The following is a 23063-nucleotide window of genomic DNA, read 5'->3' as shown; positions in this document are numbered from 1 at the left end:
GACCACGAGCTCACCATCAAGAACCCTCAACAGATCGGTCCGGCCCTCAAGAAGCGCATCCACAACCGCCGTCTCACCAGACGAACCCCTGAATGACTCCGATACCACGATGACCTCCCCCAAGATCACCACCAGCGTAGCGGTAAGGTCATCTCAGATCAAGATCAGACCAGGTCTTTTTCAAAGAAACTAATAACTGTGTTCTAGGCGTTGATCGCGAAAATGCGCTGCGTTGTCTCCAGCCGCTCGCCAGGCTCGAGCCATGCGAGGTCGATCCCCGAGTTAAACGCGTCGGGCGCACACGTCATGGGCTCGACGGCGACCGCCTGACGGTCCCACTCGATGCCCGGCTGGTCGCTCGTAAAGATCTGCACCCACGGTGCGTCAGTGCCCCAGGTCATGCCGACGCCCGTGCCGTCAGGCGTCGTGAGCGTCACCGTGGCGCCGCCGCCGGCCCCGTCGTCACCTGCACCAGCACCGTCCCCCTCCCCCTCGCCGAAGACATCGGTGAACGCGTGGTCGATCTCCATCTCTCCGATGCGCCGCGCCTCACGGAAGTCGAAGGCCCCAGCGACCTCCTCGACCGAGACGACGGATCCCGGGAGCAGCCTCGCGCCATGCGCGTGCATGAGCTTTCGCGCGGGCGATTTGAGGGTCCATTCGTCGATCTGTCCTTCGCCCGCCACAAGGTAGGAGTGTGTGGATGCGCCGGCTGGGGCGGTCCCGGCGCCCACGTTGCGCAGTTCCACGGTCGTCGTGAGCCCGTCCTCGGCGAGACGGTACGTGGTGCGCACCTCGACGCGGAACGGGTAGCCCGTCTGCGGCTCGATGGTCGCGACCAGGACGACCAGGTCGGGGCCCACGTCCTCGGGTTCGAAGTCGAGCCACAGCGCCAGCCCGTGGAGCGCGTGTCCGCGCTTCGGTTCGGAGAGCGGAAGCTGATACTCCTGGCCGTCGATGCTGTAGCGGCCGTCGATGATCCGGTTCGGCCACGGCGCCAGCGTCGCTCCCTTGTAGGCGGGGCGCACCTCGTCCATGTCGAACGTGTGCACCAGGTGCCTGCCGTGATGTGTGAGCTCCCGCAGTGTCGCGCCGATGCTGCTGATCGACGCCTCGTAGCCGCCGTTCGAGAGAAAGTAGGACGAACCGGAACGCGGGGTGATCGACATCTGTGGAGACTCCTCGGTGCTGTCGGGGGAAGGGCGAGGGCAGTCTTTCACGCTCAGGCGTGCGCGCCCGCCGTTGTCCACATCCGCGGCGCCTTCCGACCCGGCATGGCGGGCGCACGCGCAGCACACGGCCCCTCACAGCCCACGTCACTAGCCTGTGGCGATGAACTCAGCGCATCAGCCCTGGCCGCAGACGGCGCTCTGGTGGCATGTCTACCCGCTCGGCTTCGTGGGTGCCGACACGACGGGCAACGATCTCGCCGGCCCGGTTGAGCATCGCCTCGAGCGCATCACGGCGTGGCTCGACGAGCTCGTGGCGATCGGCCTCAACGGCCTCCTCCTCGGGCCCGTGTTCGCGTCGCAGACGCACGGCTACGACACGGTCGACCACTTCCGCATCGACCCGCGACTCGGCGACGACTCGGACGTCGACGCACTCATCGCCGCCTGCCGTGAGCGCGGCATCCGGGTCCTCCTCGATGGCGTCTTCAACCACGTGGGCCGTGACCACCCGTGGTGGAGGGAGGCCGTCGAGGGTGGCCCGGACTCCGCAGCGGCGGCGAGGTTCGCACGGGGCGCGGATGCGCGCGAGGTGGATGGGCTTCCCGTTGACGTGTTCGAGGGTCACGACGCGCTCGTGGTGCTGAACCACCAGCATCCTGAGGTCGTCGAGCTCGTCTCGGGCGTCATGGCGCACTGGCTCGATCGGGGCGTCGACGGTTGGCGCCTCGACGCCGCCTACGCCGTGCCCCCGCTCTTCTGGCGCTCGACCATCGAGCCGCTGCGCGAGCGCTTCCCAGACGCCTGGTTCGTGGGCGAGGTGATCCACGGCGACTATGCGCAGTACGTCGAAGAGTCGGGACTCGACTCGGTGACGCAATACGAGCTGTGGAAGGCGCTGCGTTCGTCGCTGCAGGAACGGAATCTGTTCGAGCTCGACTGGTCGCTGCAGCGACACAACTCGTTCGTCGAGCACTTCCTGCCGATGACCTTCCTCGGAAATCACGATGTCACGCGCATCGCGAGCGCCGTGGACGACGAACGCAACCACGCGGCCGCCATCGCGCTGCTCTGCTTCGTCTCCGGTGCCCCGAGCGTCTACGCGGGTGACGAGCGCGGACTCGAGGCGATCAAGGAGGAGCGCGCAGGCGGGGACGACGCGATCAGGCCCGAGTTCCCAGCGGACCCCGGCGACTGGCCCGAGAACGCCTACTCGGCGGCGTACCGCGACGCCATCGCGTTCCGACGCCAGCACCCGTGGCTCGCGACGGCGCGCATCCGCACCGAGCAGCTCGAGAACACGGCCGCCCTCTTCATCGCAGAGGGCGGCGACGGGCAGCGAGCTACTCTCGCGGTGAACCTCGGCGACGAGACCCTGCAGCTCGGCGGCGCGGAGGTTGCAGCCCACGGCATCGCACGCTGGAGCGACGCCGAGTAGCTGCAACGCACCACGTTCGCAGTGCCACTGTCCAACCTCAGTGCTCGATCACCCCTCCTGAGCCTGATTCGGAACCTGGGGCCCCGATATTGCACTGCAGTTGGTCAACACCGGCCTCAGTGCATCGCGACGAGCGTGTCCTGCTCAGCGGCGGCCGGCTGCATCAGCGGACGCTCCTTCGTGCCCCTGATCATGAAACCGGCGATGAGCGCCGCGAGGAGCATGGCCCCCGCCGCGGCCAGGAACACCGCCGAGTAGCCGTTGGTGAAGGCCTCGAGCTGCGGCTCGCCGGCCTCGAGACCGGCCGCGACGGCGTTCGCGTAGAAGACGGTGAACACCGACAGTCCGATGGAGCCGCCGATCTGCATGGACGAGTTGACGGTGGCCGCTGCCGCTCCAGCATCGTGCGGCTCGACGCCCGTGAGCGCGAGGTTCTGCAGCGGCACGAAGATCATGGCGAGACCGATGCCGAGCAGCACCAGGCCGGGCAGGATGTGCGTGAGGTAGCCGCCCTCGACGGTCACCCCGGAGAGCAGCAGCAGTCCGCCCGCAACGATGATCGGCCCGATGATCATGAACGGGCGGGGGCCGAACTTCGGGAGGAGTCGAGCGCAGACGGGCACGACCGCGAGGATGACCACAGTCATCGCGACGTTCGCGAGGCCCGCGACGAGCGGCTCCATTCCCATGACGATCTGCAGGTGCAGGGCGAGGTACATGGTCGCGCCGATGAGGACGCTGCCGATGATCGCCTGGATGAGGAACGCGCCGCCGCGCACCCGGTCGAGCACGACTCGCAGCGGGAGGAGCGGCTGGGCGACGCGGGTCTCGATCCAGACGAACGCCGCGAGCAGGACGACGCCGAGCGCCAGGAAGCCGATGGTGCCGAGTGAACCCCAGCCCTCTTCGGCGAGGCTGAATCCGTAGACGAGCGAACCGAGGCCGAGCGACACCGTGAGGGTGCCCCAGAGGTCGTAGGTGTTGTCGCCATCTGCCTTGCTCTCGCTGAGCACGATGAGCGCGCCGATGACGCCCACGATCACGAAGAAGACGTTGACGAGCAGGCACCAGCGCCAGCTGGCGAACTCGGTGAGCGCACCGCCGAGCACGAGACCGACTGCTGCGCCGCTTCCCCCGATCGCGCCGAAGACTGCGAACGCGGTCGTCCGCTCTTTACCGGATGGGAAGCTGACGGTGAGCAGCGCGAGCGCGGCGGGCGCGAGGAGCGCGGCGAAGAGTCCCTGCAGGCCACGGGCGAGGATCAGGTCGAAGGCGCTTTGCGCGAAGCCGCCGTACACGGACGCGGCGCCGAACCCGATCATGCCGACGAGGAACGCGCGCTTGCGGCCCCAGTAGTCGGCGACCCGGCCGCCAAGAAGGAGGAGCGCGCCGAACACCAGCGCGTAGGCGGTGACGACCCATTGGCGTTGCACGTCGGTCAGCCCCAGGTCGAGCTGCGCCTGGGGCAGCGCGATCGTGACGATCGTGCCGTCGAGCACGACGACAAGCTGGGTGAGGGCGAGCACGGCGAGTGCCCACCACTTGGAGATGGTGCGTGGTGCGGATGCACGCTTGACGGAGGACGCGGCAGTAGACAAGAAAACCCTCCAGGTTCTCAGAATGCGAGTGCTGGAGGTTTCAAGCCTCGGACCGAGGACGTCGCCGCCTCGACCTACCCGAGCGGCGACGCTCGACAGATCGGCAACTGTAGCAAGACTCGCGCGCCGACATAAGTGGCCTGCCTCGGTCGCCATTGAACGCTGGTCGCCGGCACACACGCATCGCACGCGAACGACAGAACCCCCGGAGTCGAGACTCCGGGGGTTCTGTGTGCACAGAGCCGAACTCTGTCACGCTGGTGCGCGAGGGGGGACTTGAACCCCCACGCCCGAAGGCACACGGACCTGAACCGTGCGCGTCTGCCAATTCCGCCACTCGCGCCAACCTCCGAGAGATTACCAGACACTCCGGCCCAGCGCGAAACCGGTGTGCGGATGCGCGGTGCGGGGCGCTGCTGAAACGCCCGCCAGGCACCCCCAGAGCGTGCATCGTCAGCCCACAGGGAGCGCACGGAAGTCGGACATCCAGGCCAGTGCCGTTAGCATGAAACAGATTCGCGCCACCCGGTGCGGGCTGCGGCGTGCCCTTGAGAACCAGGAGTCATGTGGGAATCCTCGACAGATTTGAGCGTGGGCTCGAGCGTGTCTTCAACGGTGCGTTCGCGAAGACCTTCCGCTCTGGGCTCCAGCCCGTCGAGATCAGCGCTGCGCTGAAACGCGAAATGGACACCAGGGCGTCAGTCGTCACCCGTGACCGCGTGCTGGTCCCCAACCGGTTCAACGTGCAGATGTCGCCGGTCGACTACACGCGCATCTCGCAGGTCGCCGGCATCCAGGACGAGCTCATGCGCATCGTCGAGCAGCACGCCGCGAAACAGGGTTACCAGTTCTCCGGTGGGCTGAGCATCAAGTTCCTCGAAAACGACTCCCTCTCGGAGGGACGCATCGAGGTCGACTCGCGCAGCGTGCAGGGTCAGGTCGCCTGGGCGCCGATCCTCGACGTCGACGGCGAACGCATCCAACTCGGCGTCGGGTCGACCGTCATCGGGCGCGGCTCCGAGGCCGACATCACGATCGCCGACACCGGCGCATCCCGCAAGCACGCAGAAGTTGTCTGGGACGGGAAGCGCGCTGGCATCCGCGACCTTGGCTCGACGAACGGCACGAAGGTCAACGGCCGGTCGATCTCCCAGGCGGGTCTCGAACCCGACTCGACGATTCAGATCGGACGTCACCGTATTGTGTTCCGGGTGATCCCCCAGGCCGACCCGAACGACGACACTGGCTACCTGCCTCGAGTAGGAGGCCGAACATGACCAGTGAGCTGACCCTGCTCGTCCTTCGCCTCGCCTTCCTGGCGGCGCTGTGGATCTTCGTCTTCTCCGTCATCTACTCGCTCCGCAGCGACCTCTTCGGCACCCGGTCCTCCGCGTACAAGCAGGCCATGGAGAAGTCCCGCCAGCAGGTCTTCGCGTCGGCGGACAACGACGACGCACCCGTGCCCGCCCCCGCGGCCCCCGCGCAGGCTCGCCCCGCGGCGTCCGAGAACGCGACCGAGGGCATCCAGCGCCCGTCGACCCCGGTGCCGAGCGCTGCCGCACGTTCCGAGCGACCGAGCAAGCTCGTGATCACGTCCGGCCCCAAGCGGGGCACAGAACTCACGCTCCGCAGCGAGCCGCTCTCGATCGGCCGCTCCGCAGACTCCGACCTGGTCATCCAGGACGACTACAGCTCGACGCACCACGCGCGACTCCTGCTGTGGAACGACGCGTGGATGGTCCAGGACCTCGACTCCACGAACGGCACCTACGTCAACGGCAAGCGCGTTTCCCAGCCGACCCACGTTCCCGTCGGCACCCCTGTCCGCATCGGGACGACGACGTTCGAGCTGCGATAGGCATGCTGGTCATCGCACGCGCCGGCGCTGTCTCCCACGTCGGCAAGGTCAGAAGCAACAACCAGGACTCCGGGTTCGTCGGAACCAACCTGTTCGTTGTGGCCGACGGCATGGGCGGGCACGCCGGCGGTGACGTGGCGAGCGCCATCGCCGTCAAGCACTTCTCCGAGAACGACGAGCAGTACTCGAGCACTGACGACGCCGAGCAGGCGATGACCGAGATGCTGCTCGACGCGAACTCGCTCATCGCGGGCGCCGTCGAGGAGCACAGCGAGCTGCGCGGCATGGGCACGACCGTGAGCGCGCTCAGCCTCGTCGGCCAGTCGCTGGTCCTCGCCCACATCGGCGACTCCCGCGTGTACCGCTTCCGCGACGGCTCCCTCGTGCAGATGACGGTCGACCACACCTTCGTGCAGCGACTCGTGGATGCTGGCCGCATCACGCCGGAGGAGGCGCTCACGCACCCGAGGCGATCGGTGCTGATGCGGGTACTCGGCGACGTCGAGACGCGCCCGGACGTCGACACCGAGGTCTTCGACATCCAGGACGGCGACCGCTGGCTGCTCTGCTCAGACGGGCTCTCGAGCTACGTCGACGAGTCGCAAATCGAGCGCACGCTCGCCCGAATGGACGAATCGAGCCGCGAGATCAGCGACGACCTGGTGCAGCTCGCGCTCGACAACGGTGCGCCTGACAACGTGACGGTTGTCATGCTCGAGATCGGCACGGCCGCGCTCGAGCCCATGAAGACCCGCGTGGTCGGCTCTGCGGCGAACCCGCTCCGCTACTCGGCGAACCTCCAGAAGCGCAGCAACCAGATCATCCCGTCGATCCTGCACCCGCTCCGGCGACCGGCTCCGCGCCCGCAGGACGAGGAGTTCGTGCCGTTCAGCGACGAGGCGCTGCAGGAGCTCATCGCGGAGGACAAGCGGCGCAAACGCGTCAGGCAGTTCTCGTGGCTCGCAGCATCCATCGTCTTCATCGCGGCTGTCGCGGGCGCAGGCCTCTTCGCCTACAACTGGACCCAGCAGCAGTATTACGTCGGCGAGAACGTCGGCTATGTCGCCATCTACCAGGGCGTCCAGCAGGGCATCGGCCCGATCACGCTGCACGAGCTCACCGAGACGACCGACATCAAGATCTCGACGCTGCCCGAGTACCAGCAGTCGCAGGTCGACAAGACGATCAGCGCAGGCGACCGCGAGGCCGCCAACGAGATCGTGGAACGGCTCCGAGATGCCATTCCTGAGTAGAACCAAGCAGAGCGAGTCGCGCGACCAGGCACCCGTGGTGCCCGGCGCGCCGCGCAAGACCGGTCAGGGTCTGCGCAACATGGAGCTCGGCCTGCTGGTCTTCGCGTTCATCATCAACTTCTCCGCGCTGCTGCTGGTGCAGCTCGGCGTGCGCGGCACCTTCGACTTCAACGTCGTCACGCTCTCCGCCATCATCGGCGCCCTCACGCTCGGCGTGAACATCGTCTTGCGGTTCCGCGCGCCGGGAGCAGACCCCTTCATCCTGCCCATCGCGGCGGTGCTCAACGGCCTTGGCATCGCGATGATCTACCGCATCGATTTGAGCAACACTGCCCTCGAGGGCGTTTTCTGGACACCCTCGACGCAGCAGATCGTGCTCACGATGCTGGCCGTCGGCGTGGCGATGGTCGTGCTCATCCTGCTCAAGAACCACCGAGTGCTGCAGCGCTACACGTACGTCTTCATGGCCCTCGCCATCGTGCTCCTGCTGCTGCCGCTCATCCCGGGCCTCGGACGCACTGACGTCGCCGCTCGTGTGTGGATCAGCATCGCGGGCTTCTCGTTCCAGCCGGGTGAGATCGCGAAGATCGCCCTGGCGATCTTCTTCGCCGGCTACCTGGTCACGGCACGCGACTCACTCTCGGTGGTCGGCAAGAAGTTCCTGTGGATGCGCTTCCCGCGCATCAGGGACCTCGGGCCGATCCTCGTGGTGTGGGCGGTCTGCATGGGCGTGCTCGTCTTCCAGCGCGACCTCGGCACGTCGCTGCTGTACTTCGGCCTGTTCCTGGTCATGATCTTCGTCTCGACCGGCCGCCTCTCGTGGGTGCTCATCGGCCTCGGCCTGTTCATCGGCGGTGCGCTCATCGCGGCGAACACGCTCGGCTACGTCGAGTTCCGCGTGCACGCCTGGCTCGATCCGTTCGACCAGGAGATGTATACGGCCGATGGCGGCAGCTACCAGCTGGTGACGGGCCTCTTCGGCCTCGGAGCCGGTGGGCTCATCGGCAAGGGCCTCGGCTCCGGCAGCCCGGGCACCACGCCGCTCGCCTCGAGTGACTTCATCATCGCCGCGATCGGCGAGGAGCTCGGCATGGCCGGCATCTTCGTCGTGCTGCTGCTCTTCGTGATCTTCGTGGCTCGCGGTTTCCGCATCGGCCAGCAGGGCGTCGACGACTTCGGCCGGCTGCTCGCGACAGGCCTCGCGTTCACGATCGCCCTGCAGGTGTTCGTGGTCGCTGGTGGCGTCATGCGCGTCATCCCCCTGACGGGCCTCACGATGCCGTTCATGGCGGCGGGTGGCTCGAGCCTGCTCGCGAACTGGATCATTGTCGCGATCCTGCTCAGGCTCAGCGACACCGTGCGCAACGTCCCGACGGAGGCGATCGACGAATGAGCAAGAACATCCGCCTCGTTGGCGTCCTCGTCATCATCATGTTCATGTCGCTGTTTGTCGCGTCGACGAGCATCCAGGTCTTCCAGGCCGAGACGCTGCGCGACGACCCACGGAACAACCGGACCCGCGAAGAGAGCTTCGAGATCCAGCGCGGCCCGATCCTCGTCAATGGCTCACCCATCGCCTACTCGACCCCGGTCGACACGGAGTACAAGTACCAGCGGCTCTACGAGAACGGGCCGCTCTACGCGGCGGTCACTGGGCACTTCTCGGTCGATGGCGCATCCACCGGGCTCGAGGGGGCACTCAACCCCGAGCTCTCCGGCAACAGCGACACCCAGTTCTTCCAGGGACTCGAGCGCCTCTTCACCGGCCAGGACCCGGCGGGGGCCGCGGTCGAGACGACCATCGACCCCACGGCCCAGCAGACGGCGTCGGATGCGATGGGCGGGTACAAGGGTGCGGTCGTGGCGATCAACCCGGCGACCGGTGCGATTCTCGCGATGTACTCCAGCCCCACGTACGACCCCTCGGCGCTCGCGAGTCATGATGCAACGAGCGTGCTCGAGGCGTACAACGCGCTCCTCTCGGACCCGAACGACCCGATGCAGAACCGAGCCATTGGCGGCGACATGAACCCGCCTGGCTCGGTGTTCAAGCTCGTGGTCGCCGCGGCAGCCCTGGAGGACGGCCTCGCCACGGCGGAGTCGCCCCTACCGAACCCCGCCACGCTCACCCTTCCGGGCACCAACGTCTCCGTGAACAACCCGTCAGCCGGCGCGAAGTGCGGCAACGGCGACACGACGAACCTCCGCATCGCGCTCGAGCAGTCGTGCAACGTGCCGTTCGCCCAGCTCGCGATGGACCTCGGCGCCGACAAGGTGCGCGCCATGGCCGAGGCGTTCGGGTTCAACCACGAGTTTGAGGTCCCGATGACGGCCAGCGCGAGCACGTACCCGACGGCCCTCGAGGACGACGCGCAGCTCGCGCTCACCGGTTTCGGTCAGTTCGACGTTCGCGCGACGCCCCTGCAGTTCGCGATGATCTCTGCGGCAATCGCCAACGGAGGCGAGGTCATGAACCCGTCGCTTGTCGAGAGCATCCAGACTCCGACGTTCCAGGAGATCCAGGGACCCGAAATCTCTAGCTTTGGAAGGGCCATCAGCGAGGAGACTGCGGCGTCACTCCAGTCGATGATGGAGGGCAGCGTGAACTCAGGCGTTGCCAGTAATGCAAGAATTGACGGGATCGATGTGGCTGGGAAGACAGGGACCGCGGAGAACGGCGAGGGCGAGCCGTATTCGCTGTGGTTCACAGGCTTCGCTGAATCAGGCGATACGCAGATCGCGGTCGCGGTAGTGCTCGAAGACGGTGGCGGAATGGGACAGTCTGGGACGGGCAACGGCCTGGCGGCGACGATTGGGCAGCAAGTGATGAAGGCGGTGCTGAGCAGATGAGACCAGCTGCAGGTGTTTCGTTCGGAGACCGGTACAAGCTGAGCTCACGTATCGCCATCGGCGGCATGGGTGAGGTCTGGGAGGCGACCGACCAGGTCATTGGTCGCACCGTCGCCATCAAGATCCTCAAAGACGAGTACATGGGCGATCCCGGGTTCCTCGAGCGGTTCCGTGCCGAGGCGAGGCACGCCGCGCTGGTGAACCACGAGGGCATCGCCAACGTGTACGACTACGGCGAGGAGAACGGCTCCGCCTACCTCGTCATGGAGCTCGTCCCCGGCGAGGCGCTGTCGACCGTGCTCGAGCGCGAGCGTGTGCTGCCGCCCGACCAGGTCATGGACATCGTCTCGCAGACGGCGCTCGCCCTGCACGCGGCCCACAAGGCCGGGCTCGTCCACCGCGACATCAAGCCGGGCAACCTGCTCATCACCCCGGACCGCCGGGTCAAGATCACCGACTTCGGCATCGCGCGCATCGCCGACCAGGTTCCCCTGACGGCCACGGGCCAGGTCATGGGAACCGTGCAGTACCTCTCGCCCGAGCAGGCGTCCGGCCATGCTGCGAACCCGGCAACCGACATCTACTCGCTCGGCATCGTCGCCTACGAGGCGCTCGCCGGCCGACGCCCGTTCACGGGCGAGTCGCAGGTCGCAATCGCGATGGCGCACATCAACGACGAGCCCCCGGCACTGCCGGTGACGGTTCCCGAGCCGGTTCGAAACCTGGTGCTCGCGGCCATCGCGAAGAAGCCCGAAGACCGACCTGCGTCGGCAGAGATCTTCGCCAGGGCTGCTCGTGCGCTCCGCGACGGCAACGTGACCCGAGCCGCGCAGGCCGTGCCGGCAGTCCTCGGGCTGACGGCGGCCGATGAGGTCGGCGACGCGACCGCGCCCCTCGACCGCACGGCGGTTATGGATGAGGGTGCTCGCACGACCGTGCTGGGCACGGCAGCGGGAACCACCGAAGTCATGAAGGACGACTTCGACACGCTCATCGGCGGCTCGCCCGTCGACGACGACGAGGAGTCCACGGCACTCGTCCAGCCCACAACCGAGGAACGCAAGAAGCCTGCGGCCTGGGTCTGGGTACTGATCGGCGCGATCGTGCTGTTCGCGGCCGCGCTCGCCTGGTTTGCGCTCGCGCTCGTCAACAGCAACGCACCCGCGACGACGACTCCGCCGCCGACCACCATCGAGACAACCGCCGTCGAGACGCCCACTGAGGAGCCAACACCGACGGTCAGCACGCCAACCACCGTGTCGATCAGCCAGGGCGACTTCATCGGCCTGGACTACGACACGGCAGCGACGCGCATCTCGGAGCTGGGGCTCACGCCTGCCCGTGCTGTGGGCCCGGTCGCCACGAACCCCGACGATGTCAACACGGTCACCGCGGTGAGCCCGACCGGAACCGTCGACGTCGGGTCCACGGTCACGCTCACGGTCTACGACAGCATGGCCACGCCGAACACCCCGACGACAGCCCCCACGGTGACGGTCAACGCTGCCGGCACGTCAGCGACAATTAGCTGGCCCTCGTTCCAGTGCCCACCAGGACAGAGCCTGTCGAGCTACAACGTCAACGTGTCCGGGGCCGAATCGCCGGGAAGCGTCTCGGGGACCTCAGCCAACGTCGCCGTGAACGAGGGATCGACGATCGTCGAAGCCTCCTACAGCGTGACCTGCGGCTCTGCCAACACGAGTGCCGATTCGCCCACCGGTTCCGCGACCGTCCCGCAGCCGTCGCCCCCGGCGACGAGCGAGCCGACGCCCACCGAGGAATAGTCACAAGATCTCTCAACTCCATGCATCCACATGGAACGCGTGGTTCACAGCTGGGATAGCACCGATCACTCATTCGGGGCGAGATAGGATCGGCAGACTGACGAGGCTTGAGCTTGGCCGATACTGCCAAGGGGAGAGGAGCTTGCTTCCGTGATGCAGGGCGAACGCACGCTCGCGGGCCGATACGACATCGGCCGGCGTATTGGTCGTGGAGGTATGGCTGAGGTCTATCTCGGGACCGATGAGCGCCTCGGCCGCCGCGTCGCCGTCAAGCTTCTGAACACGCAGCTCTCCGGTGAGCCCGACTTCCGCTCCCGCTTCCGCCAGGAGGCACAGGCCGCTGCGCGCATGACGCACCCCACGATCGTCCGTGTCTTCGACGCGGGTGAAGACACCTTCGTGCGCGCCGACGGGCACGAGCTCGTCGTCCCTTACATCGTCATGGAGTACATCGAGGGGCAGCAGCTCCGCGACGTCATGGCTGGCGCGCCGCTGGCCGACACGCAGATTCACGAGTACATGACGGGCATCCTCACGGCGCTCGAGTACTCACACCGCGCTGGAGTCGTGCACCGCGACATCAAGCCCGGAAACATCATGATCACGCCGGAGGACACGGTGAAGGTCATGGACTTCGGCATCGCCCGTGCCATCTCCGACACGGCCGGGACGATCGCACAGACCACCGCCATCCTCGGCACCGCCTCGTACTTCTCGCCAGAGCAGGCGAAGGGCGAAAACGTCGACGGCCGGAGCGACCTCTACTCGGCTGGCATCGTGCTGTACGAGATGCTCACCGGGAAGGTGCCCTTCCAGGGCGACTCCGCGGTGGCCGTCGCCTACCAGCACGTCACCGAACGCCCGATTGACGCGAACGAGATCAACCCGAAGGTCTCGAAGGCGATGAACGCCGTCGTCAAGCGCTCCCTCGCGAAGAGCAGAGAAGACCGCTATCAGTCGGCGTCCGAGTTCCGCCGCGACCTCGATCTCGCAGCGCAGGGCATCATGCCCGCCTTCGCGACCAAGGTCGAGGAAGACGACCGCACGCAGCTTTTCGGGCCAGCCCCGTCGGGCGTGAGCGCCACCGAGTCGGCGTTCAACTCACTCTCGGAGACCGACGACCGCGCACCTCAGGTGCAGCGTCGCCCTCCGGCGATGTGGATCTGGGGTGCCGCGGCGCTCCTCGTCGTCGTGATTGTCGCCGTCAGCATCTGGGTCGCCTCGCTGCAGGACGTCGGGCAGCTACCCGATACCAGCGTCGACGTGCCTGACGTCGTCGGCGAGCAGTGGGACGCAGCCCGAACCACCCTCGAAGAAGCCGGCCTGACCCCGGTGCGCGAGGCGCAGACGAGCGACGAGATTCCCGAGAACCAGGTGATCAGCACGACGCCGGGTTCCGGACTGAGCGTGGCGCCAGGCCAGGAAATCACCGTCGTCGTCTCCACAGGCCCGTCCGCGGTCACGATGCCCGACATCAACGGCATGACCGTCGAGCAGGCAACCGTCGCCCTCCAGGGTGCCGGCCTCAGCGTCGGACAGATCACCTCCGAGGACTCGCCGACCGTCGCTGCGGGCACGATCGTGCGCAGTGACCCCGCGGGCGGTTCCAGCGTCGCAGCAGGCTCCAGCATCAACCTGGTGACCTCTACGGGCAACGTGGCGCTCCCCGACCTCCTCGGCCAGCCGCTCGAATCGGCGACAGCGACCCTGCGGGAGCTCGGCCTGCTCGCCGTCGTCAAGCAGGACCCGGGCTGCCTCGCCGTCGAAGGCAACCCGATCGTGAACATGTCGGTGCCACCAGGACCGGTCGCGCAGCACTCTCAGGTCGAGGTCACCTACTGCACCGCCGAACCCGCACCGACGCCGACGACGCAGACCCCGGACGCGACGCCCAGCTCCGAGCCCACCACCCCACCAGAGGAGTAGGCGGAGCCGATCCGCACCGTGACCGAAGAAGGCCCTTCCCGTGACGACGGGAAAGGCCTTCTTCGCGTTCGGCCGCCCGATGGCCGCGAAGTCAGCCCAGCGCGGGAACGTGCCTCGCAACCCCGAGACCGACAGTCACGTCGTTCTGTGGCGTGATGAGTGCATCCACCCACGGGAAGGCATAGAACACGAGGCCGTAGAGCACCGCGGCGATCACGATGAGCGCGAGCAGGAGCTTGACCGGCCACGGGCCGGGCAGCACTCGCCAGAGGGCGCCGTACATCAGAGACCTCCCTGGTTGGCGACGGATGCGGCGATGGATGCGGGTGGCCCGTCCGCTCGCGGGGTGAAGCTGTCGAAGACGGCGTACCCGATGATGCGCTCCGCCGTCGACCAGAACGGGTTGCAGCTCATGATCATCATGAGCCGATCGGTTCCCGTCTGCTCTGGGTAGCGGGGAACCGAGCCGAGGACATCAACCTGTGTCGGCGCGACGTACTCACCCGAGCGGTAGGAGTACGTGTACCAGCCGTCGGCGGTCTCGACGACGAGCTCGTCGCCGAGCTGGAGCTCGTGGATCTTCTGCATCGAAGCCCCGTACGCGAGACGGTGGCCGGCGATGGCGAAGTTTCCGACCTCGCCTGGCATCTGCGAGTTGGGGTAGTGCCCGATGTTGTGGTCGAGCACCTCGTGCTGCTCGATGCCCTGCGCGATCGGACGGGCGTAGTCGGCGCCCCAGGTGGGCACGTAGAGGATCGCGAAGCGCTCGTTCGTGACGGTGGGAGCGGATGAGATCGGAATGCCGATCGCGGGGTCGGTGGTGGTCACCGTGGTGGCTTCACTGCCGCCTTCCGCCAGCACCTGGCTGAGTTCCTGCCCTGCCTGGTTCTGCTCGTCGCCGACGATAAGGTCGTTCAACCAGTACTTCCAGCCGACGAAGAGCAGCATGACGACGCCGAGCGTCATGAGCACCTCTCCCGAGACCCCGACGACGCTGAGCTTGCGTCTTGGCTTGGTTCGGGCGCGCCCCGCCTCCCGCCGGCCGTGTGTGGCCGACGTGCCACGCTCGCGCGCTTGGTTCTCCTGAGCCCGGCGCTCGGCGCGTGTCTGGTAGCCGTCATCGGCCAGGAGCGACTCGATCGAGGTCGTCCCGTCGTCTCGGTCTGGCCGTTGAGCAGATGGCATAGGAGCAATCATAGATAGGATGGCCCGCATGTCTCGTGAGAAGTCCAGCGGCTCCAAGTCCGACGAGCCGGAGAAGAAGAAGACTCCGGCCGGTACGAAGAAGCACCGTTCATCGGAAGCGTCCGCCGCAGCGGCCGCTCTCGCGGCGACGGAGAAGCAGCGTCGACAGAAGCGTGCTGCGAGTGCCAGCTCGAGCGATAGCGACGAGCGCAACCCGAACCCGGTGTGGTTCAAGCCGCTCATGTTCGGCTTCCTGATCGTCGGGTTCCTCTGGATCATCGTCTTCTACCTGACGAGCGGCGCCTTCCCGATCGCGGAGCTCGGGTCGTGGAACATTCTCGTGGGCTTCGGCATCGCCTTCATCGGCTTCATCATGACCACCAACTGGCGGTAGATCGGCGTTCCACAGCCACGAATTACAGCTGTGTAATTCATCCCCAGGTGTGTATAAGCCTGTGGATAACTTCTGTGGAACGTCGACCTCGCTTAATGAAGGAAGCCGCGCATCCAGTGGATGCGCGGCTTCCTTCGTTGACGGACGAGGCCGATGGGTGCGGAGCGGCGGTCAGCCAGTCACGCCGAGCGGGAGCTGCGAGACGCTCACCGTGGCGCCCACCACGATCAGCACCCCAAGCGCGGCAACAATCCAAAGCCCCTTGCGAGACGGCTTCGCGGCCTTCGACTCCCACAGGAAGAGCCACGAGCAGAGAGCACCGGTGACGAGACCACCGAGGTGCGCCTGCCAGGCGATACCCGGGATGACGAAGCCCATGACGACGTTGATGCCCACGAGCACGATGAGCGACATCGTGTTCATCCGCGCCTGCCGCATCACCACGAAGTAGGCGCCGAAGAGGCCGAACACAGCGCCGGACGCCCCGAGCACCGTCGTGTTCGGAGCGATGAGCGCGATGGCCAACGAACCTCCGAGCGCACTGACGACGTAGAGCATCCCGAATCTCAGATGGCCGTAGACCTGCTCGAGGACTCGGCCGAAGATCCAGAGCGTCAGCATGTTGAACGCCAGGTGGAAGACCGTCGAATGCGCGAACGCCGCGGTGAGCATGCGCCACGGCTCGAAGGCACCGCCCCCGGCGTGGGAGTAGATGCCGTGGTAGACGAGAAGCCCGGTCACCAGGTCGCCCGTCACCTGCTGGAGCAACCAGAGGACCGTGGAGAGGCCGATGATCGTGTAGGTGACCAGCGGCCGCTGATCTTGCCCGAGCCGTCGCAGCCGCGTGCGAGCCGAAGGGCGCTGGGCGGCCTTGGCACGCGCATTCGCTTCCCGGATGCACTCGGGACAGATCACGCCAACCGGCGCGAGCGTCTGGCATTCGGGGCACACGGTGCGCCCGCATCGCTGGCAGAGCACGAAGCTCTGCCGGTCTGGGTGTCGGTAGCAGAAGTTCTCACGCTGCTGCGACAGCTCGGGTGATGTCATTCGGAGAGAGGTGTCCTGTGCTTAGAGCTGCTCGACGGTGACGCTCTCGATGACGACGTCCTTGAGCGGCTTGTCACGGCCGTCGGTGGGGACCTTCGCGATCGCGTCGACCACGGTGCGCGACTCCTCGTCGGCGACACGGCCGAAGATGGTGTGCTTGCCCTGGAGCCACGGGGTGGGGTCCGTCGTGATGAAGAACTGCGAGCCGTTGGTGCCGCGCCCGAGCTGCTTGCCGGCGTTCGCCATGGCGAAGATGTAGGGCTCGTTGAAGTTGAGCTCGGGGTGGATCTCATCGTCGAACGCGAATCCGGGGCCACCGGTGCCGGTGCCCGTGGGGTCGCCGCCCTGGATCATGAAGTTCGGGATGATGCGGTGGAAGATCACGCCGTCGTAGAGGGGCGTGTTCTTGGTCTGGCCGTCGCGAGGGTCGGTCCATTCCAGCTCACCCGTGGCGAGGCCGACGATGGTCTTGACGGTGTTCGGCGCGTGGTTGCCGAAGAGCTCCACCTTGATGGGGCCGTGGTTCGTGTTGATCGTTGCAACTGCAGTGGCGATTGACATGCTGGTCATCTTTCCATAGCCCTCCGACTTCTCTCCTGCCTGTCCGCCGACAGCGTGCGGTGATTCAGCTTGCGTGTGGCAGAAGCGTGCCAAGATATGCAGTACCTACTTGTCAACGTCCGGAGGTACCAATGGCCCTTTCACGGAAGCAGCAGCGTGAACTCAAGCGTCTCCGCAAGGACGCAACAAACCTGTGGAGTGAGCAGCAGTCCGTCATCGAGCACGCTCGCGACATCCTGCAGTCCGCTGGAGTGAGCGCGAAGGGCTTGGCGGAGTCCGAGCTCGTCCCTGCTCTCCAGAAGAGCTACGAGCACAACGTGCGCCCGAGCTTCGACCGCGGCTACAGCGTCGCCCGTGAGAAGTACGAAGACGCCAGCGTCCGCTTCAACGGCAAGGTGCTTCCGGTCGTTGCAGGCCTCTCCGGTTCCGTCGCGGGCACGGTGAGCAACCTCGCCTCCAAGAACCACGACTTCAAGGACGCCGCCGGCACCGCCAAGAAGGTGTCGAAGGAGCTCAGCTCGCGCGCCAAGAAGGCTTCGAAGGCGTACGACAAGAAGTACAACAACTCGGGCGTTGGCGTCGGCGGCTGGCTGCTCATCGGTGCCGGTGTCGCAGCCGTCGCCGCGGTCGGCTACGCCCTCTGGCAGACGTTCCGCGCAGACGACGACCTGTGGATCGCCGACGAAGAGCTCGACGCTCCCGTCACCACGGTGTCGCCCGCTTCGGCTGCGAAGTAACTCGCGCCGAACACGCGTCTGACTGGCCCCGCGCTCACCTGGTGAGTTGCGGGGCTTCGTCGTAGGCATCGCCAATGAGCCGCGCGAGTGCCTCCGCGTTCACCGGTGTGGCACCTCGCCACCACGCGAGTCTGACCTCAATGACCGGGGCATCGCGCAGGAGCTTGTAGACGATCCCTGGGCGCGGATGCTGCGCCGCCGTCGCCTCGCTGGTGACCCCGTAAACGTCCCCGTCTGCGATCAACGTCAGCCACTCGTCGAGCGAGGTCGTCGGGATGAAGCGCGGCGACCGTTCCTGCGGCCAGAGCGACCCGACGGTCGTGCCGGTGCGAGCATCCACCGCCATGGTCTTCCCGGCGAAGTCATCGAGCGCGAGCGTTCTCCTGCGCGCCAGCCGGTCGTCTCGCGCGACCACGCCGACGCGACGCTCCTCACCGACGACGACCGTCTCGATGCGCGAATCTCGGGGCATCGTGCGGAGCACTGCGAGCTCAACCTCTCCGTCGAGCAGACCCGCCGTCGCGGTGTTGCTCTGTCGGAAGACGAGGTGCGACTCGGGATGCTCGGCTCGCCAGCGGCGTTGCACGGCACTCGTGTGCGCGCCGAGCGTTGACCACGCGTATCCGACCCTGAGCTCTCTGCTCGCCTCGGTGACCTCATCCTCGATGAGGCCCACTTCGAGCAGCACTCGCCGAGCGCGGGTCAGGATGCGCTCCCCGAGCGGCGTGAGGGCCACGTGGCGTGTCGACCGCGAGAGGAGCTGTGCGCCGAGCTCCGTCTCGAGGGCGAGGATCGCCCGCGAGACGGCCGCCTGCGAGCACTGCAGTTCGATGGCCGCGTCGGTGAATGTTCCGGCGTCAACGACAGCCGCAAGGGCGCGCAGGTGGCGGAGCTCCAGACTCATGCGCTCAGCGTATAACTCCCGCGTGTCACGCATTTCTCGGCCGCGACGAACGGGGCCACGATGAGGCCATGACCGGAGCCGCAGACGCCAGCACGCCGGGTGCCGCCGCACCGCGGGGAGTGCTCGCGGGCTCCGCCATGCTGACGGCGAGCGGGCTCTCGAACCAACTCGGCGCAGCCTTCGGGGCGTTGGCCTTCGGCGCCCTCGGAGCCCCCGGGGTCGTCGCCGTTCGACAGCTCGTCTCCGCGGCGATCCTGCTGCCGGTCGCGCGGCCGAGGCTGCGGAGCTTCTCGTGGGCGCAGTGGTGGCCCGCCCTGCTCCTCGGCCTGGTGCTCGCCACCATGAACCTGTCGCTCTACGGTGCGGTCGACCGCATTGGGCTCGGACTCGCAGTCACCCTCGAGTTCCTCGGGCCCCTCGCGGTCGCGCTCTGCTCGTCGCGCACCCGGGCTGACTTGGCGCTCGCTGCTGGGGCAGCCCTTGGCGTCTACGTGCTGTTACTGCCAGACGCCTCAAGCGACCTACTCGGGTACGGGATGGGGCTGCTCGCGGCCGCCTGCTGGGCGAGCTACATCCTGCTGAACCGGCTACTCGGCGGACGACTCACGGGTCTGCAAGCACCGGCGACGGCGACCCTGGTCTCGAGCCTGCTGACGTTGCCGATCACCGTACAGCTGATCACCGATGGTCGTTTCCTCGGCTGGCCGCTCCTGCTGGCCGCGCTCTCCGGACTCTTGTGCTCGGTCATTCCGTACTCGATCGACATCATCGCGCTGCGCTGGGTGACCACGAGGTTCTTCGGTGTGTTCATGAGCATCAACCCGCTGTTCGCCGCGCTGGCAGGGGTCGTGGTGCTCGGCCAGGTCCCCGTCGTTCACGAGTGGGTCGGGATGGCGCTCATCGTCGGCGTCAACGCCGTCGCCGTGTCGCGAGGTCTGCGAGGCGTTCGCGAACCCTGAGGGCACCTCGGCGCCGGCTCCGCCGCGAGCTCGTCGGCGTGCTCAGTGCGCCGCGCGGGTGGAACGCAGGTGCCCGTTGGCGGGGCGCTCCGCGTGGAGTCTGAGCCCCACATCCACGAGCGAGACGGTGCGAAGCGCCGAGATCTCGTCGAGATCGAACCAGCGGGCCTCGTCGGTCGAGCCACCACGTTCGTTCCTGAGCTCACCGCTCACGATGCTCGCCTCGTAGACGATGCGCACCGACTGCATCGGCGTCTTGCCCGGCTCGAGCCGGTCACGACCGGCGATGATATGGGAGTCGATGCCGAGCAGGCGGTCGATGGACGCGTGGTAGCCGGTCTCTTCCCAGATCTCGCGGACAACGCCATCGATCGGATCCTCGCCGGGGTCGGTGCCGCCGCCCGGGAGGGTCCACCCCGAACGGCCGCGGTCGTGCCAGTGCGCGAGGAGGATCTGCCCATCGCGCACGATGACGCCATACGAAGCGAGTCGTCGATGCACGGAACCCCCAAAGATCTCTGCCGAAGTCTCGAGGTCGGCCGCACGATGCCTGGCCGACCCGAACCACGGGCGCACGCTATCGTACGCCGACGCGCGCCGGGCCCCCGCTCAGGGAGGCCTCGACGCGCGTTCGGAGCCGGTGCCGCTGGGGCGGACTACCGGCGGAGCGTCTTGCGTGCCAAGAAGTTGCCGAGGAACTGCAGCCCTTGCACGAGAATGACGATGACGATGACCGCAGCCCAGGTGACTTCCGGCTGGAACTGCCGGTACCCGTACTGGATGGCGAAGTCACCGAGGCCGCCGCCGCCGATGAAGCCGGCGACCGCCGACATGTCGACGAGCGACACGACCGCGAACGTGTATCCGAGGATGAGGGGCCCGAGCGCTTCTGGAACGATCACGGTCCACACGATCTGGAAGCGACCGGCTCCGGCCGCGCGAGCGGCCTCGATGACGCCGGGCGAAACGGTCAGCAGGTTCTGCTCGACGAGGCGGGAGATGCCGAAGGTCGCAGCGAGCGAGAGCGCGACGATCGCCGCGTTGGTGCCGATGCCGGAGCCCACGATGAGCCGAGAGAGCGGCTGGACGGCGGCGATGAAGATAATGAACGGGATCGGGCGGAAGAAGTTCACCACCACGTTCATGACGGCGTTGATGATGCGCTGCTCGTAGAGGTTGCCGCGGCGCGTGAGGTACAGCACCAGCCCGACGAGGAGCCCGCCGATGCCACCGAAGAGGAGGCTGAGGGAGACGAGGAGGAGTGTTTCTCCGGTCGCCTCGAACAGCTTCGGCAGAAGGTCGATGACCTCGTTCATGCGGCACCTCCTGCGGTGATGTCGTCGAATTCGGTGACGACCGCGAGGCCGCTGATCTCGTCGAGCGCCCGACGTCGCGCATCCGCGTCTCCCTGGAGCGCGAAGGTGAGGTCGCCGAACGACTTCCCACGGATCTCGTTCATGCCTCCGTAGATGAGCTCGACGGTGATCCCCGCGTCGTGCAGGATGCGCAGCGCCTGGGCTTGGTTCGTCCGCCCGTCGCGGAAGCTCAGTGTCACGAGCGTGCCTGGGTGACGCGCGCTCAGGTCGGCGCGCAGCTCTGCATCCGGAATGCCCTGCACCACCGTCGAGACGAAGCGCTGGGTGGCGGGTGCCCGCGGGTTCGCGAAGATGTCGAAGACCTCGCCCTGCTCGACGACCTTGCCGTGTTCCATGACGGCGACATGGCTGGCGATCTCCTTGACCACGTCCATCTCGTGCGTGATGACGATGATCGTGACCCCGAGCTCCTGGTTAGCCTTCTTGAGGAGCTGCAGCACGTCGGCCGTGGTCTGCGGGTCGAGCGCGCTGGTCGACTCGTCGGCGAGCAGGATGCTGGGGTTCGTCGCGAGCGCTCGGGCGATGCCCACGCGCTGCTTCTGGCCACCGGAGAGCTGGTCGGGGAACGCGCGTGCCTTCTCGGAGAGGCCGACGAATTCGAGCAGCTCGGCGATGCGCTTGTCGCGCTCCGCCTTCGGCGTCTTCGCGACGCGAAGCGGATACGCGACGTTGCCGGCGACGTTGCGCGAGTTGAAGAGGTTGAACTGCTGGAAGATCATGCCGATGCCGGCGCGCACCGAGCGAAGCTTCGTTTCCGTCAGCTTCGTGATGTCGACGCCGTCGACGTGGATGCTGCCGGACGTCGTGGGCTCGAGGGCGTTGATGAGGCGCACCATGGTCGACTTGCCCGCGCCCGAGTAGCCGATGACCCCGTAGATGTCGCCGGCCTCGATGTCGAGCGAGACACCGTCGACGGCTCTGATGACCGGGGCTCCGCGCTTCGGCGACGGATACTCCTTGACGACGTCGGTGAGTGTGATGAGGGCCATGTGTTCGCTCTCGCCTTCTGCACGGTGCAACCGTGTGGTGGTGCTGGTGAGCGGCGCTCAGGCGCCGTTCGATGGAGCAAGCGCGATCGCCGCCCGAGGCCTGATGATCATCATCGGGTCTCGGGCGGCGAACACGCGAGGGTGAATTCTAGCCCTGGGCTTCGATCTCGGCAACCAGTTCGTCGAGCGTCGTCTGCAGCTCGTCGACCGGGGTCTTGGTGAGCACAGCGGTCTCACCGAAGGTCTCCTTGACTGCGGCGGCAACGCTTTCGGAGTTCTGGTAGATCTCGACGAGCTTGAGGTAGTTCTCGTTGTCGGCGTTGTCGGCCGTCGTCACGAAGATGTTGATGTACGGGAACGCGGACTCGTTCTGGGGGTCGTCGCGGGTAAGCGCGTCTTCCGTCGTGAGGCCTGCGTTCTCGACGAAGTCGTTGTTGATGATCGCGCCGGCGAGGTCGGGCAGCGAGGTCGCCGTGACCGACGCCTCCAGCTCGGTCACCGTGACGCGCGACTCGGGGAGCACGTCGTCGAGCGTCGAGAACGGCGAGCCGCCGTCCTTGAGCTCGATGAGGCCAGCTTCCTGGAGCACGAGGAGGCCACGCGCGCGGTTCGACGCGTCGTTCGGCACCGCAACCTCTGCGCCGTCCGGAATCGCCTCGACAGAGTCGTACTGCGACGAGTAGAAGCCGAGCGGGTAGATGGCGGTGGAGCCGATCGGGACGAGGTCATCGCCGCTCGCCGCGTTATGCTGCGCGAGGTAGATGATGTGCTGGAACGCGTTGACGTCGAGCTCACCCTCGGTCGTCGCGGGGTTCGGCTGGTTGTAGTCAGAGAAGTCGACGAGCTCGACCGTGAGGTCCTGAGCCGCGGCTTCCTCGACCAGCACCTCCCAGTAGGGGTCGGATGCGCCCACGACGCCGAGACGGATGGTGTTCTCGTCGGCTGCGCCGGTCGAGCACGCGGAGAGGCCTCCAACGAGGGCGATCGCGCCGACTGCTGCGGCGATCTTGGTGAAACGTGACATGGAGGAGGGTC

General features: G+C 66.8%; 21 protein-coding genes, 1 tRNA gene and 1 pseudogene. 11 read left to right on the top strand and 12 right to left on the bottom strand.

Annotation, left to right across the window (positions count from 1 at the left end):
* Positions 1-203: 203 nt before the first annotated feature.
* On the bottom strand, positions 204-1169 hold the full coding sequence (locus ACPYN9_RS15620; protein ID WP_424467520.1) for an aldose 1-epimerase family protein: 966 nt from the start codon (positions 1167-1169) through the stop codon (positions 204-206).
* Positions 1170-1332: 163 nt separating this feature from the next.
* Between ACPYN9_RS15620 and ACPYN9_RS15615 the strand changes: the two genes are divergently transcribed.
* Positions 1333-2607, top strand: a complete 1275-nt coding sequence (locus ACPYN9_RS15615) for an alpha-amylase family glycosyl hydrolase (RefSeq protein WP_424467518.1) — start codon at positions 1333-1335, stop codon at positions 2605-2607.
* 116 nt (positions 2608-2723) lie between these two features.
* Here ACPYN9_RS15615 and ACPYN9_RS15610 read toward each other — a convergent pair whose 3' ends face one another.
* Positions 2724-4205 carry an MFS transporter gene (locus tag ACPYN9_RS15610; protein WP_424467516.1) on the bottom strand — a complete coding sequence of 494 codons (1482 nt, stop codon included), beginning with the start codon at positions 4203-4205 and terminating at the stop codon, positions 2724-2726.
* 258 nt (positions 4206-4463) lie between these two features.
* Positions 4464-4548, bottom strand: a tRNA-Leu gene (locus tag ACPYN9_RS15605).
* 223 nt (positions 4549-4771) lie between these two features.
* Here ACPYN9_RS15605 and ACPYN9_RS15600 point away from each other — a divergent pair.
* From ACPYN9_RS15600 to pknB, 7 genes are all read left to right on the top strand, one after another.
* Positions 4772-5482, top strand: coding sequence for an FhaA domain-containing protein (locus tag ACPYN9_RS15600; protein ID WP_424467514.1), 711 nt, complete (start codon positions 4772-4774; stop codon positions 5480-5482).
* Positions 5479-6063: an FHA domain-containing protein FhaB/FipA gene (locus ACPYN9_RS15595; protein WP_424467512.1), complete on the top strand. Its 585-nt coding sequence runs from the start codon at positions 5479-5481 to the stop codon at positions 6061-6063. Before ACPYN9_RS15600 ends, ACPYN9_RS15595 begins: the two co-directional genes overlap by 4 nt.
* Before the next feature lie 2 nt (positions 6064-6065).
* Positions 6066-7316 (top strand): Stp1/IreP family PP2C-type Ser/Thr phosphatase, encoded by a 1251-nt coding sequence (locus ACPYN9_RS15590; protein ID WP_424467510.1) that lies wholly within the window; start codon positions 6066-6068, stop codon positions 7314-7316.
* Positions 7300-8709 (top strand): FtsW/RodA/SpoVE family cell cycle protein, encoded by a 1410-nt coding sequence (locus ACPYN9_RS15585; protein ID WP_424467508.1) that lies wholly within the window; start codon positions 7300-7302, stop codon positions 8707-8709. Before ACPYN9_RS15590 ends, ACPYN9_RS15585 begins: the two co-directional genes overlap by 17 nt.
* Positions 8706-10166, top strand: a complete 1461-nt coding sequence (locus tag ACPYN9_RS15580; RefSeq protein ID WP_424467506.1) for a peptidoglycan D,D-transpeptidase FtsI family protein — start codon at positions 8706-8708, stop codon at positions 10164-10166. The genes ACPYN9_RS15585 and ACPYN9_RS15580 overlap by 4 nt, the downstream gene beginning before the upstream one ends.
* Positions 10163-11950 (top strand): protein kinase domain-containing protein, encoded by a 1788-nt coding sequence (locus ACPYN9_RS15575; protein ID WP_424467504.1) that lies wholly within the window; start codon positions 10163-10165, stop codon positions 11948-11950. The genes ACPYN9_RS15580 and ACPYN9_RS15575 overlap by 4 nt, the downstream gene beginning before the upstream one ends.
* Before the next feature lie 153 nt (positions 11951-12103).
* Positions 12104-13876, top strand: coding sequence for a Stk1 family PASTA domain-containing Ser/Thr kinase (gene pknB, locus ACPYN9_RS15570; RefSeq protein ID WP_424467522.1), 1773 nt, complete (start codon positions 12104-12106; stop codon positions 13874-13876).
* A gap of 91 nt (positions 13877-13967) precedes the next feature.
* Here pknB and ACPYN9_RS15565 read toward each other — a convergent pair whose 3' ends face one another.
* Entirely contained in the window at positions 13968-14159 is a 192-nt protein-coding gene (locus ACPYN9_RS15565) for a hypothetical protein (protein ID WP_424467502.1), read from the bottom strand.
* Positions 14159-15061, bottom strand: a complete 903-nt coding sequence (locus ACPYN9_RS15560; protein WP_424467500.1) for a class E sortase — start codon at positions 15059-15061, stop codon at positions 14159-14161. Before ACPYN9_RS15560 ends, ACPYN9_RS15565 begins: the two co-directional genes overlap by 1 nt.
* A gap of 169 nt (positions 15062-15230) precedes the next feature.
* Between ACPYN9_RS15560 and ACPYN9_RS15555 the strand changes: the two are divergent.
* Positions 15231-15455, top strand: a pseudogene (locus ACPYN9_RS15555) (cell division protein CrgA); the annotation flags it as partial.
* Positions 15456-15626: 171 nt separating this feature from the next.
* Here ACPYN9_RS15555 and ACPYN9_RS15550 read toward each other — a convergent pair.
* Positions 15627-16502, bottom strand: a complete 876-nt coding sequence (locus tag ACPYN9_RS15550) for a rhomboid family intramembrane serine protease (RefSeq protein WP_424467498.1) — start codon at positions 16500-16502, stop codon at positions 15627-15629.
* 21 nt (positions 16503-16523) lie between these two features.
* The gene (locus ACPYN9_RS15545; protein WP_424467496.1) at positions 16524-17063 is read right to left on the bottom strand and encodes a peptidylprolyl isomerase; all 540 of its coding nucleotides are present in this window, start codon (positions 17061-17063) and stop codon (positions 16524-16526) included.
* A 131-nt stretch (positions 17064-17194) separates the two neighbouring features.
* Here ACPYN9_RS15545 and ACPYN9_RS15540 point away from each other — a divergent pair, with 131 nt between their 5' ends.
* Complete coding sequence (locus ACPYN9_RS15540; RefSeq protein WP_424467494.1) at positions 17195-17800, top strand: hypothetical protein; 606 nt, start codon at positions 17195-17197, stop codon at positions 17798-17800.
* Positions 17801-17834: 34 nt separating this feature from the next.
* Here ACPYN9_RS15540 and ACPYN9_RS15535 read toward each other — a convergent pair whose 3' ends face one another.
* Entirely contained in the window at positions 17835-18704 is an 870-nt protein-coding gene (locus ACPYN9_RS15535; protein ID WP_424467492.1) for a LysR family transcriptional regulator, read from the bottom strand.
* A 68-nt stretch (positions 18705-18772) separates the two neighbouring features.
* Between ACPYN9_RS15535 and ACPYN9_RS15530 the strand changes: the two genes are divergently transcribed.
* Positions 18773-19663, top strand: coding sequence for an EamA family transporter (locus ACPYN9_RS15530; protein ID WP_424467490.1), 891 nt, complete (start codon positions 18773-18775; stop codon positions 19661-19663).
* 42 nt (positions 19664-19705) lie between these two features.
* Here ACPYN9_RS15530 and ACPYN9_RS15525 read toward each other — a convergent pair whose 3' ends face one another.
* The 4 genes from ACPYN9_RS15525 to ACPYN9_RS15510 form a co-directional block, all read right to left on the bottom strand.
* Positions 19706-20164 (bottom strand): NUDIX hydrolase, encoded by a 459-nt coding sequence (locus ACPYN9_RS15525; protein WP_424467488.1) that lies wholly within the window; start codon positions 20162-20164, stop codon positions 19706-19708.
* Between the two features lie 155 nt (positions 20165-20319).
* Positions 20320-20979 (bottom strand): methionine ABC transporter permease, encoded by a 660-nt coding sequence (locus tag ACPYN9_RS15520; RefSeq protein WP_424467486.1) that lies wholly within the window; start codon positions 20977-20979, stop codon positions 20320-20322.
* Positions 20976-22028, bottom strand: coding sequence for a methionine ABC transporter ATP-binding protein (locus ACPYN9_RS15515; protein WP_424467484.1), 1053 nt, complete (start codon positions 22026-22028; stop codon positions 20976-20978). The genes ACPYN9_RS15520 and ACPYN9_RS15515 overlap by 4 nt, the downstream gene beginning before the upstream one ends.
* 148 nt (positions 22029-22176) lie before the next feature.
* On the bottom strand, positions 22177-23052 hold the full coding sequence (locus ACPYN9_RS15510; protein ID WP_424467482.1) for a MetQ/NlpA family ABC transporter substrate-binding protein: 876 nt from the start codon (positions 23050-23052) through the stop codon (positions 22177-22179).
* Between the last annotated feature and the right edge of the window lie 11 nt (positions 23053-23063).

The organism is Pseudoclavibacter helvolus (genome assembly GCF_049707175.1).
In the GTDB taxonomy this organism is placed as follows: Bacteria; Actinomycetota; Actinomycetes; order Actinomycetales; family Microbacteriaceae; genus Pseudoclavibacter; species Pseudoclavibacter helvolus_A.
This window is presented reverse-complemented; position numbering and strand designations above follow the sequence as displayed.